We start from the raw sequence: 15,218 nt of genomic DNA, 5'->3' as shown, positions 1-15,218 counted from the left end.
CGGCAGCCCATTGTCCGGCGCTCAATTCCGTGAAGTCCGGTTGAACGCCGGTGGTCTCCTCTGTTCCATTCGCAAGCTCGTCGGACCCGTGCCACCGTCGCGCATCCGGCACGGCGTCGTGCTCCACCTTCTTTCAACCAGCGAGGTTCATCATGCCGTTCGTCACGACCAAGGATAACGTCGAGATCTTCTACAAGGACTGGGGCCCGAAGGACGCTCAACCCATCGTCTTCCATCACGGCTGGCCCCTGTCCTCGGACGACTGGGATGCACAGTTGCTGTTCTTCGTGCAAAAGGGCTATCGCGTGATCGCGCACGACCGGCGCGGGCACGGACGTTCGTCGCAAGTTTCCGAAGGTCACGACATGGACCACTACGCCGCCGATGCCTTCGCGGTCGTCGAAGCGCTCGACCTGAAGAACGCGGTGCACATCGGGCACTCGACCGGGGGCGGCGAAGTGGCGCGCTATGTCGCGAAGCATGGCGAACCGGCGGGACGCGTCGCGAAGGCGGTGCTCGTCAGCGCGGTGCCGCCGCTGATGCTGAAGACCGAAGCCAATCCGGAAGGCCTGCCGCTCGACGTGTTCGATGGCTTCCGCAAGGCGCTCGCCGACAACCGCGCGCAATTCTTCCTCGATGTGCCGAGCGGTCCGTTCTACGGTTTCAATCGCCCGGGTGCGACGGTTCATCAAGGTGTCATCCAGAACTGGTGGCGTCAGGGCATGACGGGCAGCGCGAAGGCGCATTACGAGGGCATCAAGGCGTTCTCGGAGACGGACCAGACGGAAGACCTCAAGTCGATCAGCGTGCCGACCCTCGTGCTGCACGGTGAAGACGACCAGATCGTCCCCTACGCCGATGCGGCGCTCAAGTCGATCAAGCTGCTGAAAAACGGCACGCTGAAGACGTATCCCGGTTATCCGCACGGCATGCTGACCGTGAACGCCGAGATCCTCAACGCCGATCTGCTCGCCTTCGTGCAGTCCTGACACCGCAGCACTGACGGGACCTGCGAGCCGCCGATGCCGCGGCTCGCAGACCCGTATTTCTGTTTTCTTCCCCTCGCGCCGGCATTGTTCGGCCGCGCCGGTATCTCTGTTCAAGGCTCGATGCTTTTTCCCGTGCCGCGCCGGGCCTAAAGTGTCCGACTTCAAACTGGCATTGGTGTCCTCATGCAAATCGATACGCCCACTCTTTCAGCCTCTTCCGAAGGAGGTTCCACGACGCTGCGTCAATGGCTCGCCGTGCTGGCCGTCGCGGTCAGCGCGTTTGCTTTCGTCACGGGCGAATTCCTGCCGGTGGGCCTGCTGCCGCAGATCGCGCAGGATCTCGGCGTGTCGCCGGGTGTCGCGGGCCTGATGATCACGACGCCCGGCGTGATGGCCGCCATCTCCGCGCCGATGCTCATCGTCAGCGCCGGCCGCATGGACCGGCGCTACGTGTTTCTGCTACTCACCGCGGTGCTGTTGCTGTCCAACCTCGTCTGCGCGATGGCCACGAACTTCGCGCTGATGCTCGCCGGACGCGCGCTGCTCGGCGCCGCGCTGGGCGGCTTCTGGACCCTCGCGACGGCCGCCGCGCCGCGGCTCGTGCAAGGCCGGGACGCAGCGAAGGCCACGGCCATCATCCTGACTGGCGTCACCTGCGCGACGGTCATCGGCGTGCCGCTCGGAACCTTCATCGCGTCGTTCGCCTCGTGGCGCATGTCGTTCGCGGCCACCGCCGGCCTGGTCGCAGTGGCGCTGCTCGCGCAGGCGCTGCTGGTGCCGGCGCTGCCGTCGGCATCGGCCTTGCGCGTGGCCGACTTCAGGACGTTGCTCTCACGCCCGCACACGCGTCTGAGCATGCTGATGGTCGCGGTCGTGTTCGGCGCGCATTTCTCGACCTATACCTATATCGCACCGCTGCTCGAACAGGACTTCTCGCTCAGCGCAATCACGCTGCTGCTGTTCGGCTTCGGGCTGATCGGCTTCTTTTCCAATGCGCTGCTGTCGATGGCGGTCTCGAATCATCTCAAGAAGTCGGTCGCCGTCATGGTCCTGCTGCTGCTCGGCGCCATGTCGTCGATGCTGCTACTCGAACACTCGCTCATCGGCGAGACGGCGGGGATGCTGCTCTGGGGCGTCGCCTTCGGCGCGCTGCCGCTGTGCTTCAGCGTATGGATCCAGCGCGGCACCGCGGACCTGCCCGAAGCCGGCTCGGCGATGTTCGTGAGCATCATTCAGGTGGCCATTGCAGCGGGCTCGGCGGTGGGCGGCGCGCTCGTCGATCGCGCCGGCGTGCAGGCTGATTTCACACTGGGACTCGGACTCGCCTTGCTGGGCCTCGTGATCCTGCAACGACTCGCGACCCTCGAACGGCCTGCGAAAGCGGCGTCGTTCGAGCGGACCTGCGACGCATCCGTCGATTGATCAAGGGCATCCATGGCATCAACGGGCATCCGGCGCCGGATGCCGCGCCTGTGGACAAACTTGTTGAAACGTCATGGCACTGACTGTTTGCGGATTCTGAACAACTCGACGTAAACGTCGGCGAGCCAAAAGTTGTTCCAGGTTCACGTCAGAACCGGCCGCGATATACCGAAGTTGTTTACCTGCTAAGTCACTGACGCGAAACGGCCAGCGGGAGTTGTCCACTGAAATGTGCAAAGCTTGTTAACTACTACCACGTATACATATACGTTCTTCTGTTTACTTAAAGGAGCAGGAGGCGCTGCTCAAAACAGGCGCGGCACTCACGCCGCACCATGCACCTGTCTCAAGCGTTCACGGCTGTTGCTCAGATGCAGGCGCATTGCGGCACGCGCATCTTCGGCGTCCTGCCGCACGATCGCCTGATAGATCGCCTTGTGCTCGGCAAGCACATGACGCAGGTGTTCAATCTGATCCAGTTCGGCAATCTCTTCCTTTCCCAGACGCGTGCGCGGACTCACGCCGCGTCCCATCTGACTTAGCACGTCGTGGAAATAGCGATTTCCGCTCGCCCGTGCAATCTGCAAGTGAAACTCGACGTCATGCTGTAAGACATCGGTACTGCCGCTCGCCAGTTGCACCTCGAATTGTCCGAGCGCGGCTGATATCTGCTTCAGATGGCTTTCCGTGCGCCGGCCTGCAGCGAGCGCTGCCGCCGCGCCCTCCAGATCGATGCGAAATTCGATGATCGCCATGATGTCGAGCAAACTCGACAGGTCTGCGTCCTTCAGGCGCATCGACTCACGTTCTTCGGGCGCACGAATGAAGGTGCCGATGCCATGACGCGTCTCGACGACATTCGCCGCCTGCAAGCGCGACACCGCCTCCCGCACGACCGAGCGACTTACCGAAAGCTGTTTCATCAGGGCGACTTCGGTGGGAATCTTGTCGCCAGGACGCAGGACGCCGCGCTCGATATCCTCGAACAGGGTGGAGACGACTTTATCGGTGAGACTGGGCATGGCGATCCGCGGCTGAAGGCGAGGAGTGGGGCGGTAGTCGGACGTCCGTGAGTGGCTGGCCGCAGGGCCGCTTCCGGTCGACGGCAGGCCGGCACGGCCCTGATCCTTGGAAGATGTCCGACAACACATCATCCCGCGTGCAAGGGAGTTGGTCAAACCAGCGCAGTGGACGTCCACAACGCTCACTGTCATGAGACATCGTACAATTGGATCGTCGTCATGAAACGAGGAAAACTGCTATAAATCAACGGAATCAGGGTTTACATGCCTGTTGTCGATCCGTGATTCAACGGTACTCTGTGTTAAGACGTCCGATGACATTCCGGCATTCGGATACTCGCGTTCCCATCGTGTCGCTGCCGTCACAGGAGGCATCATGCCGTCATCCTCGCCCTACCAACCCCTGCCCAACGCCTTCCGCACCTCGGTGCGCGAACGCAAGCGACTGATCGGCTGCTGGATGTCGCTGGCCAGTCCTATTGCCACCGAACTCATCGGCGTGGTGGGCTTCGACTGGATGCTGCTCGACGCCGAACACACCCCGAACGACCCGCTCACGCTGATCCCGCAGCTCATGGCCCTGAAGGACAGCGTCAGCGCGCCCGTGGTGAGGCCCCAGGCCAACGATGCCATCGCCATCAAGAAGCTTCTGGACATCGGCGTGGTCAATTTCCTGATTCCCTTCGTCGACAGCGCCGCCGACGCGCAGCGCGCCGTGGCCGCAACGCGTTATCCTCCGCTAGGGGTGCGCGGCGTATCGGTCGGGCATCGAGGCAACCGTTACGGCACCGTGCCGGACTACTTCGAGCGGGCGAACGACAACATGTGCGTCGCGGTGCAGATCGAGAGCCGCACGGCAGTGGCGGCGATCGACGAGATCGCCGCGGTCGAGGGCGTGGATGCGCTGTTCGTCGGCCCGTCGGATCTCGCGGCGTCGTACGGTCATCTCGGCAACCCGAATCATCCCGACGTGCAGGCAGCCATCGCGCACGTGTTCGAGCGCGTGCACGCCGCGGGCAAACCGAGCGGCATCCTGGCGCCCGTACGCGAAGAAGCGGAGCGTTTCCTCGCCATGGGCAGCACGCTCGTCGCCGTGGGCGCCGACCTGGGTCTGCTCAGGAACGCTGCGCAGGGCGTGCGCAAACACTTCATTCCCGAGTAAGCCGAATAAGCCGGGTGAGCGGCAGGCTTGGCGAACCCGCATCGAAGAATCGACATCAAGGAGCGACACATGCAAAAGGCAGGCTTTATCGGACTGGGCATCATGGGCAATCCCATGGCGGCCAACCTTCTCAAGAACGGCGTGGCGCTCGCGGCCTACACGCGCAGCGGCGTGCCCGCCGACCTGACCCAGGCGGGCGCCAGCGCGTGCGATTCGCCCGCCGCGGTGGCCGCGCAGGCCGATGTCATCTTCATCATGGTGCCGGACACGCCTGACGTCGAAAGAGTGCTGTTCGGCGAAAACGGCGTGGCGGAGAAGCTGAAGGCCGGACAGATCGTCGTCGACATGAGCTCGATCTCGCCTATCGCCACGCGCGAGTTCGCTGCGAAAGTGCGCGAGAAGGGCGCCGAGTATCTCGACGCGCCCGTCTCCGGCGGCGAAGTCGGCGCCAAGGCGGCGTCGCTGACGATCATGGTCGGCGGCGCGCAGGCCACGTTCGACCAGGTCAAGCCGCTGTTCGACATGATGGGCAAGAACGTCTCGCTGATCGGCGAGGTCGGCGCGGGACAGGTCTGCAAGGTCGCGAACCAGGTGATCGTCGCGGCGACCATCGAGGCGGTGGGCGAGGCGCTCTTGCTGGCGTCGAAGGCCGGCGTCGATGCCGAGAAGGTCCGCACTGCGCTGATGGGCGGCTTCGCGTCGTCGCGCATTCTCGAAGTCCACGGCGAACGCATGACCAAGCGCACGTTCAATCCGGGCTTCCGGATCGAACTGCATCAGAAGGATCTGAATCTGGCGCTGTCCACCGCGCAGTCGCTGGGCGTCGCGCTGCCGAACACGTCGACGTGCCTGCAGTTGTTCAATGCGTGCGCGGCGCATGGCGGCAAGGCATGGGATCACTCGGGCATGGTGCGCGCGCTCGAAATCATGGCGAACCACGAGATCGGGCAGGGCGAGAAGTAAGCATCGTCTTCCCCCTTCGCAGCATCGACACTGCCGGCCTCGTGCCGGCAGTGTCGTTTCCGGCGTAACTTTCCTTGGTACGGGTTATCAAGTCGTCGGACGTCTTAGCTTGAGGTGATACCGCAGTCCGCACGTGGCACCGTCAATCGGAAAAAAGCGTTATATAACAGAGATATAAGGGGCAGAGGGTAAACACGTGCTGGCGTCCGTTCAGGCTCAGTCATAAAATGTCATCAGACAACGTACCACATGGTGCGATCAGGAGACATCTCGTTGAACACCGCCTTCGCCAGTCCCGACGCCGCGCTCGAATCGGCCAGTTCCAAGGTCAAGCGCCATGTCCTGCCGCTGTTTCTCATCATGTTCATCGCGAACTACATCGACCGCGTGAACGTCGGCTTTGTCAGTTCGCATCTGCAGACGGACCTGGGCATCGGCGCGGCCGCCTACGGGCTCGGCAGCGGTCTGTTCTTCATCGGCTATGCGTTGTTCGAGGTGCCGTCCAACGTCCTGATGCAGAAGTACGGCGCGCGCGCGTGGCTCACCCGCATCATGGGCACGTGGGGAATCGTCGCGGGCGCCATGGCCTTCGTCTGGAACGACACCTCGTTCTATGTGCTGCGCTTCCTGCTGGGGATCGCGGAAGCCGGCTTCTTTCCGGGTGTCGTCTATTACTTCACCCAGTGGCTGCCGCAGAAGGAACGCGGCAAGGCCATCGCGATCTTCCTGGGCGGCTCGGCGTTCGCCTCGATCCTGTCGGGGCCGGTCACGGGCGGACTGCTGTCGATTCGCGGTTTCGGACTGCACGGCTGGCAGTGGATGTTCCTGATCGAGGGCGCGTTCTCCGTGTTCCTGTGCGGCGTCAGCTGGATGCTGCTGAAATCGCGCATCAGCGACGCGCACTGGCTCAGCGCGGACGAGCAGCGCGCATTGCAACGGACCATCAGCGCCGAGCAGGCTGCGCGTGAGGCCGTGACCGGCGCGCACGTGCCCGCCATCAAGCTGTTGAAGGATCCGCAGATCCTGCTGTTCTGCTTCCTCTACTTCGCCATCCAGCTGACGATCTACGCCGCGACCTTCTGGCTGCCGACGATCATCCGCAAGATGGGCGGCCTGAGCGACTTCCAGGTCGGCCTGTTCAACGCCGTTCCCTGGCTCATCGCGATGATCGCGATGTACTGCTTCGCGCTGCTGTCCGCGCGCTGGCGTTTCCAGCAGGCGTGGCTCGCGACGGCGCTCGTGATCGCGGCGTGCGGCCTGTTCGCCTCGACGACCGGCAACGCGGTGCTGTCCTTCGTCGCCATCTGTTTCTCGGCGATCGGCTTCAAGGCCGCCTCGTCGCTGTTCTGGCCGATCCCGCAGGGTTACCTCGACGCGCGCGTGGCGGCGGGCGTGATCGCGCTGATCAACTCGGTCGGCAATCTCGGCGGGTTCTTCGCGCCGGCGACTTTCGGTTATCTCCAGCAACACACGGGCTCGGTATCGGGCGGTCTGGTTGCGCTCGGCGTCGCGTCGCTGATCGCGGCCGCGGCGGCGTTCTTCACCCGCCACCGTCGCGTGGATCAGCCGCCCGGCGCACACGCGACCCGGCGCGCCGCGCACTGAACCCACAACCTTCTCTTCTCAGGATCACGATCATGTCCACCCAAGCAATCAAGCCGAACGCCACGCCAACCGTCACCGAATTGCGCGTCATCCCGGTCGCGGGCCGCGACAGCATGCTCATGAATCTCTCGGGCGCGCACGGCCCGTTCTTCACGCGCAATCTCGTGATCCTGAAGGACAGCGCGGGGAATACGGGCGTCGGCGAAGTGCCGGGGGGCGAGAACATCCGCAAGACCATCGACGATGCGCGCGCGCACGTCGTCGGGCAATCCATCGGCAACATGCAGGCGGTGCTGAACGCGGTGCGCACGGCGTTCGCGGATCGCGACGCGGGCGGACGCGGCCTGCAAACCTTCGACCTGCGCACGACGATCCACGCGGTGACCGCGCTCGAAGCCGCGCTGCTCGATTTGCTGGGCAAGCATCTCGGCGTGCCGGTGGCCGCGCTGCTCGGCGAGGGCCAGCAACGCGACGAAGTGGAGATGCTCGGCTATCTGTTCTACATCGGCGATCGCAACCAGACGGATCTGGCCTATGCGTCAGGCGCGGACGGCCGGGACGACTGGGAGCGCCTGCGTACCGAAGTGGCGCTGACGCCGGAAGCGGTCGTGCGTCTGGCCGAAGCGGCGCAGGCGCGCTATGGCTTCAACGATTTCAAGCTGAAGGGCGGCGTGCTAGCCGGCGATGCGGAAATCGAGGCAGTGACGGCGCTGGCCGAACGCTTCCCGGAGGCGCGCGTGACGCTGGATCCGAACGGCGCGTGGTCACTGGCGGAAGCCATCCGGCTGTGCCGCGACCAGCACGACGTGCTCGCGTATGCGGAAGACCCGTGCGGTGCGGAAAATGGCTATTCGGGGCGCGAGGTCATGGCGGAGTTCCGCCGCGCGACCGGCCTGCCGACGGCCACCAACATGATCGCCACCGACTGGCGCCAGATGGGTCACGCGATCCAGCTTCAGTCCGTCGATATCCCGCTGGCCGATCCGCACTTCTGGACGATGCAGGGTTCGGTGCGCGTCGCGCAGATGTGCAACGACTGGGGCCTCACGTGGGGTTCGCATTCGAACAATCACTTCGACGTGTCGCTGGCGATGTTCACGCACGTCGCGGCGGCGGCGCCTGGCAAGATCACGGCCATCGACACGCACTGGATCTGGCAGGACGGCCAGCATCTGACGCGCGATCCGCTGCAGATCATCGGCGGCAAGGTGACGGTGCCGCAGGTGCCGGGGCTGGGCGTCGAACTGGATATGGACGAGGTCGAGAAGGCGCATGCGCTGTACCGGGAACACGGTCTGGGCGCACGCGACGACGGCATCGCGATGCAGTACCTGATCCCGAACTGGACCTTCGACAACAAGAAGCCGTCTCTGGTGCGCTGAGCTTATTTGTTCAGCCGCTCGATGAGCGCCATGGCGGCCGCCGGGTTGTGCACCTTGTGGCCGCTGATCACGTAGAGAAACACGTCGCGCGCGGCGGCCTTCGGCGCCGCCTTGCCGAAGGTCTGCAAGTCGTCCGGGGCGCCACCCGCCGCCCATGACTGCGCGCGCGCGGTCCAGCGGTCGAGCGCCGCTTTCGCGTAGCCCTTCGCCTGTTTCTCCGTGGTGCCCATGATGCGTGCATAGACGAAGGGCGCGGTGACATCCGCGATCTGCGGATACTTCGAATCTCCCGCCACGACCACCGCGACGCGATACTTGCGCGCCAGCGCGACGAATGCCGGATCGCAAAAACTCTCGTGCCGGACTTCCACGGCATGACGGATCGCGCGTCCGTCCACCTTCGCGGGCAGCAGTTCGAGAAAGCGCTCGAAGTCTTCAGGATCGAATTGCTTGGTCGTCGCAAATTGCCAGTTGATCGGGCCCAGCTTGTTGCCCAGTTCGAGCACGCCGCTGCCGAAGAATCGCTCGATGGTGTCGCCCGCTTCGGCCAGTACGCGCCGGTTCGTCGCGTAGCGGGGCGCCTTCAGCGAGAAGACGAAATCGTCGGGCGTCTCATCACGCCACTTGATGAAACTCGCGGGCTTCTGCGATCCGTAGAACGTGCCGTTCACCTCGATGCTGGTCAGCGCACGGCTGGCGTACTCGAGTTCGCGTTTTTGCACGAGATCGGCGGGATAGAACGTGCCGCGCCACGGTTCGAAAGTCCATCCGCCGATGCCGACGCGAATGCGCCCGCTCTTCGCGTTCGACGTCTGCTTGCGTGTCGCCATCGATGGGTTCCGCCCCGCTCACCGGCGTCCGACGAGATAGCTGACGCCGTCCGGGCCGTAGGTCTCCGAATGCTCGGTGTTGGGCGCCAGATGGAAGATGTCGCCCGTGCGGTAGGTATGCGCGTCGTCACCGATGCGGATCGTGAGCTCGCCCGAGAGAATCAGGGCGCGTGCCTCGAAGGGATGAGCGTGCAAATCCATCACGCCGTCGGGATCGCGCGTCGCCGTGACGATCTCGTCATAGCCAGCGCTTGAGAGTTGCGCGAGAAATGCTTCGCGGTTCATGTAGTCGACCTCGGGAGATAAAGGAATGCGCCCGGGTCTCAAGGCCGGGCGCATGTTCATGCATCTGATGCTGACGCAGTTGCCGGACGTTCGTGCTGACTCAGTTTCCGAAGAAGATGTTGCACTGCGGTCCGCGCGTGCAGGGCTTCGATGCGGCGCTGTCCATCGTGCCCATGGTCGTCGCGCCGGCGGCGCCGCGTGTCATCGGCGCGCCGCCATACGACATATCGTCCGACTGGCCCTGCATGGCGCTCTGCTGGGGCGCGTTCGGATCGCTCCAGGTGTCCGCGGTGGCTTGCCCCGGTACCTGGGCTGTGCGGTAGTAGGTCTGCTGGGCCGATGCCAGGCCCGCAGTGGCAAGTAACGAGGCGGCCAGCGCCGCCATGGCAATACGTGATTTCATGTCGACTCCTTGATGGATAGGCGCGCTCGCGTGTCGCCGGCCTGTCGCCCGTTGGCGGGATGCAGGCTGGCTGCTCGGCGCTGTTCACTGTTGCGGTTTGAATTTCCGCACAGAACGTGCCACGTGTCCTGATCTGCCATGCTTCGCCCATGGTGCTGAAAGGCCCCGGCGCCGGTTTTGGGTTGGGCTGCGCGTGGCGCCATGATGATGTCGGCGCGATTCGAATGCGATCCACCTCGCGCATGGCATGTCGCGGGTGCGATGCAGACGGAGCGCCGATGCTCGCCTGTGAAAGGCTGCGTGCTTCGTCGTTGCACAATTCGTTATAGGCCGCGCAGCGGTGAATGAACAGGATAATTGATCATGCCTCAAGAAGGGTGTCGGGGGCCTGTCGCGCGCGTGACGCACATGTCATCCATCCACGAGGGCTCTAGAATGCGAGGCGTCACTCCTTCTCACGAACGCAAGGACTTCTCGACCATGACCGTCACCATCTATCACAACCCGAAGTGCGGGACGTCGCGCAACACACTGGCGCTGATCCGCAACGCGGGCATCGAACCGATTGTGATCGAGTATCTGACCCATCCGCCCACGCGCGAGACGCTGGTTGCATTGATCGCGCGTGCGGGGTTGCCGGTGCGCGAGGCGCTGCGCGAGAAAGGCACGCCGTACGCGGAACTCGGCCTTGACGATGCCAGCCTCACTGATGACCAGCTCATCGACGCCATGCTCGCTCATCCGATCCTCATCAACCGTCCTTTCGTCGATGCCCCCAAAGGCGCGCGGCTCTGCCGTCCGTCCGAACTCGTGCTCGATATCCTGCCCGAACCGCAGAAGGGGCCGTTCACGAAAGAGGACGGCGAGGTCATCATCGATGCGTCCGGCAAGCGTGTGCGCTAAGTCACACTGGAATACATCGCATCACCTGACCATCGGTTGACCGTTACCTGACGTTACCTTTCTGGCAGACCCGTAGCACTTGTATCCCGAAGCGCTTCTTAGACTGCACCTGACTCACCCGGTACGAGGTGCAAAGGAGAAAGCGCGATGAAGATGAAGAAGAAGCTTCTGGGTACGGCAATCGGACTGGCGGGGCTTGCGGCGCTCGCGATGTCGGCAGCGGCGAATGCGCACGTGGATGTGGCGGTCGGCGTCGGCGTGCCTGTGTACACGCAGCCGGCCGAACCGGTGGGTTACTACGGTGATGGTCCCGGCTACCGGGAGCATGAGCGCTGGCGCGAACGCGAATGGCGCCATCGCGAATGGCGCGAACGTCACTGGCGTCATGAGATGCGCCGTGAAGACCGCTGGCACGAGCGCCACGGCTGGTAAGCAACGACGCGTGCGGCGGGTCGGGAATCACCCGCTGCACGCGACTCAGATTTCCCCGACGTCGTCGTACTTGATGCGTTCATGTTCGGGCTTGTTCATCCAGCGTCGCAACAGACGCTTCTCGACGACGCGTCCCAACACCATCAGCAAGATCATCAGCAGCATGGCGAGGAACGCGACGCTCCACACGCCGAGCCCGCACACGATGCCGACCGCCGCCGTCACCCAGATCGATGCCGCTGTCGTGAGGCCGCGCACGCGGTTCTCGCGCGGGTTCTGCAGGATCACGCCAGCGCCCAGAAAACCGACGCCCGTCACGATGCCCTGCACCGCGCGGGATACGTCGGCGTCCGGGGAGAGCGTCATGGAAAAGCCTTGCGCGCACATGGTCGCGAGGCACGCACCGAGCGACACGAGTCCGAGCGTCTTCATGCCGGTCGGCTTGCCGTGCAGATCGCGGTCGATGCCGATGATGCAGCCGATCAACATGGCGGTCAGCATGCGCAGCAGGGCGTCAGCGAGGATGGGATAGGGCAGCATGAGGCGTTCGAAAGAGCGGCGGGCCGGGTCATCTTCGCATCAAAGCAGGCATGGCGGCGAGGCGACGACGTTCATGCCCATTTTTGGCGCGCTAACGTGCGAGGCTCGGTGACTCAAACCAACGTTCAGGAGACGAAGTGACGCAACTGCCCAAATTCACGATGGTCGATGCCGCGCCGACGCCGGTCGGTCCTTTCTCGCATGCCGCGGAGGCGGACGGCTGGGTGTTCCTGACCGGCCAGATGCCGACCGATCCCGACGACGACGCCGCGCCGCTGCCGGAAGGCGTCGCGGCCCAGACGCGGCGCGTGATGGACAACCTGAATCTCGTGCTGGGCGGCCTTGGCCTGACGCTCGACAACGTGGTCAGCGTGCGCATCTTCCTGACCGAGTTCAAGCGCGACTACGACGCAATGAACGCCGTGTACCGCGCGTACTTCCTGCCGAAGCCGCTGCCGGCGCGCACTTGCATCGGCGTGACGGGGCTGGCGCGGGACGCGCTGGTGGAAATCGACTTCGTGGCGAAGCGGCCTTAAGCGCGGCTGGGTTTGCGTTTGGACGCATCGACCCAGCGGAAGGTGAGATTGATGCGCTCACCGCGCGCGCCCGGTTCCTTCGGCACCCGATGCACCCATTCGAGCTGGGTGCGTCCGCGCATCACCAGCAGGCTGCCGTGCGAGAGCACGAGCGCGTGCGTCGCGTGCGTGCGCGCATGGCGAAACTCGAAGGTGCGTGTCGCGCCCAAGCTCACCGACGCGATCACCGGTTCAGGGCCGAGTTCGCGTTCCTTGTCGGCGTGCCAGCCCATGCTGTCCAGCCCGTTGCGATAGCGGTTCAGCAGCACGCTGTTGAAGCGCGCGCCGCTGGCCTGTTCGGCGCGTTCGCGCAATTGCGTGACCGCCGGCGTCCATGGCTGCGGCACGTTGCGGATGCCCGAATACACATACACCGCATCAGGCTCGCCTTGCCACGCGGTCAGGCGCGGCAGCGGCACGCGCCCGCCGGGCGTGGTCATCGTGTCCTGCTGCCAGCGGACTTCGTCGAGCAGGGCGCCCATCAGGTCGGAGGCGGCGTCGGCCTCGATCCAGTCCGGATGCCACGCGATATCGGGCTTGGGGATGTCGTCGAAGAGATCGAACATGGCGGGATGCGCAAGAACGGCGGCTCGTGAAGCACTCACGATAGCAGAGCCCGCGCACGCCGGATTGCTCGGCCATTCTGCGGCGCGAAAGCGCTGTGCTACAGTCCCCGCACTATCTCAATATAGTTGCGCGGGCGCCGGAGCACGGGCCTGGCGCGACGACGAATCACGGGAATTCGCATGAACACCATCGCCGAAACGGACGGCGGCGCGATGCAAGGCCGCCGCATCCTGCTCGTCGACGACAGCCTCGACGCCGCGCTCGCGCTCTCGATGCTGCTTGAAGCACTTGGACACGAGGTGCGCACCGAGCACGACGGCCCGCGCGCGCTGGCGGCCATCGATGACTTCCGGCCCGATGTGGTCGTGCTCGATATCGGCTTGCCCGGCATGAGCGGACTGGAGGTGGCGCGGGAGATGAGGAAGCGCGACGTGACGAAGCACGTGCTGATGCTCGCGTTGACGGGCTGGGGCGGCGAGGCCGATCGTCAGGAAGCGCTGGCCGCCGGTTTCGATCATCATCTGACCAAGCCTGTCGGCATTGCGGAGATCGAAGCCGCGCTCGCCGGCAAGCGGAAGTAGCCTCGGATCAAGGCACCGCGCTCAGTCAACGCGCAGCCGCGCCATGTACGGCAGGTGATCGGAGAGCCACGCGGTGTCCTGCGTCGGCACGAGCCATTCGACCGGTTTCAGTCCGCGCACGAACATCTTGTCGAGCGCGAGCGCCGGCGAGAACGCCGGAAACGTACGGCCCGATTCCCCCAGCATGTTTGCCACTTCCTGCATGCCCAGTTCGGCGAACAGCGGCGTGGAGTCGTTGCGCCAGTCGTTGAAGTCGCCTGCCAGCACGAGCGGCCCTTCGGGCGCTTCCTTCGCGATCCAGTGTGCGATCCAGTTCATCTGCCGCAAGCGCGCCTGTCTCGTCAGCGCGAGATGCGCGCACAGCAGCGTGATCGCGCGGCCGGCGAAGGTCGCGCGTGCGACCAGCAAACCGCGCCGCTCGAAGCGATGCGCGGAAATATCCCAGCGCCCCGACAGATCGAGCGGATGCGGCGACAGGATCGCATTGCCGTGTCGCCACGACGGCTTGAACACGTTGGGCCCGAGTGCGATCTGCAGTTCGAGCGAGGTCGCGATTTCAGTGGCCTGGCAATGCCAGACATCGTCGAGCGGCGCGTTCAGCGGGTTGCCGAAGCCGGTCGCGAGCATCGGCTGCGGCATGCGCCGCGCCATCGCTTCCTGCAGAAAATAGACGTCCGCATTGGTGGTCTGCACCCACCGCTGCATCGCGGTCCACGCGCGCAAGCCGAGCGGCGAGCGGCCCTTGTGGAGGTTCCAGCTGACCGCCGTGAAATCCGGTGTGGCCGGATCAGCGGACGGGCCGGGCGGAAGATGTTCTGGGTTTCGCATGCGTTCTGTATCTCGTGCGGCGCGCCGGAAGCCATGTCGCCGCGGTTGTCATTGCGCCGCCGTGGAAGCGGGGAGCGTTGCGCGCACCCGGTAGGCGAGCGACGGATTGCTGTCGATGATCTGCCATTGTCCCCATTCGCCCGGCTTGAGCACGAGTCCCGGATGCGCGCCGCTTACCTGGCGCGGCACCGGCGGCAGCTTGCAGCCGGAAGGCGAGGCGCGCGTGCTGTCGTCCTGCAGGGTTTCCTGGGCGTCGATGGCAAGCGTGATGTCATCGGCGCTGGCGTGGGTTGGTGAGATGGTGAGTGTACGTTGCAGGTCGATCTCGCCCGCCGGCTGGTCCGCGCAGCCCACGCGATTCTGCACCTTGTTGTGATGCGTCTCCGTGCGCGCCTGTCCGACGTTGGTCGTGCCGGAAAAACTGTCGATCTGCTGTCCGTCGCGCACGACCTGCAGTTCCCACTTCACCGGCTGGGGCGCCGTGCCCTGCGCGCAGGCGCTGAAGGCGGCGAGGCCGGCTCCCGTGGCGAGCGCGAGATTCACAAAGGCAGTTCGTATCGGTGTAGGCATTGAAAGCGGCTCCTGCGCGCGGACTGTTCGGATGGCGGCGCGCCCGGCGGGCGGCCGCTGGATCGGCGTTCCTCGGCAACTTCTTCTGACACGGCGGCACGGCGCCGGTTCAGCGCGCCGCTGAAACACGCACATGAGGTTGGCCGGCACATCGCTCAA

The 15,218-nt window shown here is 64.6% G+C and carries 18 protein-coding genes; 10 read left to right on the top strand and 8 right to left on the bottom strand.

Annotated elements, in window-relative coordinates; translation table 11 throughout:
- Window positions 1-152: 152 nt before the first annotated feature.
- Window positions 153-989 carry an alpha/beta hydrolase gene (locus tag QCE88_RS00265; protein WP_309898157.1) on the top strand — a complete coding sequence of 279 codons (837 nt, stop codon included), beginning with the start codon at window positions 153-155 and terminating at the stop codon, window positions 987-989.
- Between the two features lie 183 nt (window positions 990-1,172).
- On the top strand, window positions 1,173-2,411 hold the full coding sequence (locus tag QCE88_RS00260; RefSeq protein ID WP_309898155.1) for an MFS transporter: 1,239 nt from the start codon (window positions 1,173-1,175) through the stop codon (window positions 2,409-2,411).
- Between the two features lie 323 nt (window positions 2,412-2,734).
- On the opposite strand, the gene QCE88_RS00255 is transcribed toward QCE88_RS00260, so the two are convergent.
- Window positions 2,735-3,433, bottom strand: a complete 699-nt coding sequence (locus QCE88_RS00255) for a FadR/GntR family transcriptional regulator (RefSeq protein ID WP_309903284.1) — start codon at window positions 3,431-3,433, stop codon at window positions 2,735-2,737.
- Between the two features lie 376 nt (window positions 3,434-3,809).
- On the opposite strand from QCE88_RS00255, the gene garL reads away from it, so the two are divergent.
- From garL to gudD, 4 genes are all read left to right on the top strand, one after another.
- Window positions 3,810-4,595, top strand: a complete 786-nt coding sequence (garL, locus tag QCE88_RS00250; RefSeq protein ID WP_309898152.1) for a 2-dehydro-3-deoxyglucarate aldolase — start codon at window positions 3,810-3,812, stop codon at window positions 4,593-4,595.
- A gap of 54 nt (window positions 4,596-4,649) precedes the next feature.
- On the top strand, window positions 4,650-5,558 hold the full coding sequence (locus QCE88_RS00245) for a 2-hydroxy-3-oxopropionate reductase (protein WP_309903282.1): 909 nt from the start codon (window positions 4,650-4,652) through the stop codon (window positions 5,556-5,558).
- A gap of 360 nt (window positions 5,559-5,918) precedes the next feature.
- Window positions 5,919-7,163: an MFS transporter gene (locus QCE88_RS00240; RefSeq protein ID WP_309903280.1), complete on the top strand. Its 1,245-nt coding sequence runs from the start codon at window positions 5,919-5,921 to the stop codon at window positions 7,161-7,163.
- 32 nt (window positions 7,164-7,195) lie between these two features.
- Window positions 7,196-8,545 carry a glucarate dehydratase gene (gudD, locus tag QCE88_RS00235; protein ID WP_309898150.1) on the top strand — a complete coding sequence of 450 codons (1,350 nt, stop codon included), beginning with the start codon at window positions 7,196-7,198 and terminating at the stop codon, window positions 8,543-8,545.
- 2 nt (window positions 8,546-8,547) lie between these two features.
- On the opposite strand, the gene QCE88_RS00230 is transcribed toward gudD, so the two are convergent.
- The 3 genes from QCE88_RS00230 to QCE88_RS00220 form a co-directional block, all read right to left on the bottom strand.
- Window positions 8,548-9,375: a DUF72 domain-containing protein gene (locus QCE88_RS00230; RefSeq protein WP_309898148.1), complete on the bottom strand. Its 828-nt coding sequence runs from the start codon at window positions 9,373-9,375 to the stop codon at window positions 8,548-8,550.
- An 18-nt stretch (window positions 9,376-9,393) separates the two neighbouring features.
- Window positions 9,394-9,660 (bottom strand): cupin domain-containing protein, encoded by a 267-nt coding sequence (locus QCE88_RS00225; RefSeq protein WP_309898146.1) that lies wholly within the window; start codon window positions 9,658-9,660, stop codon window positions 9,394-9,396.
- A gap of 100 nt (window positions 9,661-9,760) precedes the next feature.
- Window positions 9,761-10,063: a hypothetical protein gene (locus tag QCE88_RS00220; RefSeq protein ID WP_309898144.1), complete on the bottom strand. Its 303-nt coding sequence runs from the start codon at window positions 10,061-10,063 to the stop codon at window positions 9,761-9,763.
- Window positions 10,064-10,543: 480 nt separating this feature from the next.
- Between QCE88_RS00220 and arsC the strand changes: the two genes are divergently transcribed.
- Both arsC and QCE88_RS00210 read left to right on the top strand, forming a co-directional pair.
- A complete protein-coding gene (gene arsC / locus QCE88_RS00215; RefSeq protein ID WP_309898142.1) occupies window positions 10,544-10,966 on the top strand; it encodes an arsenate reductase (glutaredoxin) in 423 nt (140 codons plus the stop codon).
- Between the two features lie 153 nt (window positions 10,967-11,119).
- The gene (locus tag QCE88_RS00210; RefSeq protein ID WP_309903278.1) at window positions 11,120-11,398 is read left to right on the top strand and encodes a hypothetical protein; all 279 of its coding nucleotides are present in this window, start codon (window positions 11,120-11,122) and stop codon (window positions 11,396-11,398) included.
- Between the two features lie 45 nt (window positions 11,399-11,443).
- Here QCE88_RS00210 and QCE88_RS00205 read toward each other — a convergent pair whose 3' ends face one another.
- Window positions 11,444-11,938 (bottom strand): MgtC/SapB family protein, encoded by a 495-nt coding sequence (locus QCE88_RS00205; protein WP_309898141.1) that lies wholly within the window; start codon window positions 11,936-11,938, stop codon window positions 11,444-11,446.
- Window positions 11,939-12,099: 161 nt separating this feature from the next.
- On the opposite strand from QCE88_RS00205, the gene QCE88_RS00200 reads away from it, so the two are divergent.
- A complete protein-coding gene (locus QCE88_RS00200) occupies window positions 12,100-12,474 on the top strand; it encodes a RidA family protein (RefSeq protein ID WP_409018097.1) in 375 nt (124 codons plus the stop codon).
- Here QCE88_RS00200 and QCE88_RS00195 read toward each other — a convergent pair.
- Window positions 12,471-13,079: an alpha-ketoglutarate-dependent dioxygenase AlkB gene (locus QCE88_RS00195; protein ID WP_309898137.1), complete on the bottom strand. Its 609-nt coding sequence runs from the start codon at window positions 13,077-13,079 to the stop codon at window positions 12,471-12,473. The genes QCE88_RS00200 and QCE88_RS00195 overlap by 4 nt on opposite strands.
- Window positions 13,080-13,259: 180 nt before the next feature.
- Here QCE88_RS00195 and QCE88_RS00190 point away from each other — a divergent pair, with 180 nt between their 5' ends.
- Window positions 13,260-13,661 carry a response regulator gene (locus QCE88_RS00190; protein ID WP_309898135.1) on the top strand — a complete coding sequence of 134 codons (402 nt, stop codon included), beginning with the start codon at window positions 13,260-13,262 and terminating at the stop codon, window positions 13,659-13,661.
- Window positions 13,662-13,682: 21 nt separating this feature from the next.
- Here QCE88_RS00190 and QCE88_RS00185 read toward each other — a convergent pair whose 3' ends face one another.
- On the bottom strand, window positions 13,683-14,489 hold the full coding sequence (locus tag QCE88_RS00185) for an endonuclease/exonuclease/phosphatase family protein (protein ID WP_309898133.1): 807 nt from the start codon (window positions 14,487-14,489) through the stop codon (window positions 13,683-13,685).
- A gap of 48 nt (window positions 14,490-14,537) precedes the next feature.
- A complete protein-coding gene (locus QCE88_RS00180) occupies window positions 14,538-15,059 on the bottom strand; it encodes a hypothetical protein (protein WP_309898131.1) in 522 nt (173 codons plus the stop codon).
- Window positions 15,060-15,218 lie beyond the last annotated feature (159 nt).

Source organism: Caballeronia sp. LZ035 (assembly GCF_031451175.1).
Taxonomy (GTDB): domain Bacteria; phylum Pseudomonadota; class Gammaproteobacteria; order Burkholderiales; family Burkholderiaceae; genus Caballeronia.
Note: the sequence above shows the minus strand (reverse complement) of the source record. Positions and strands in the feature narration are given on the sequence as shown.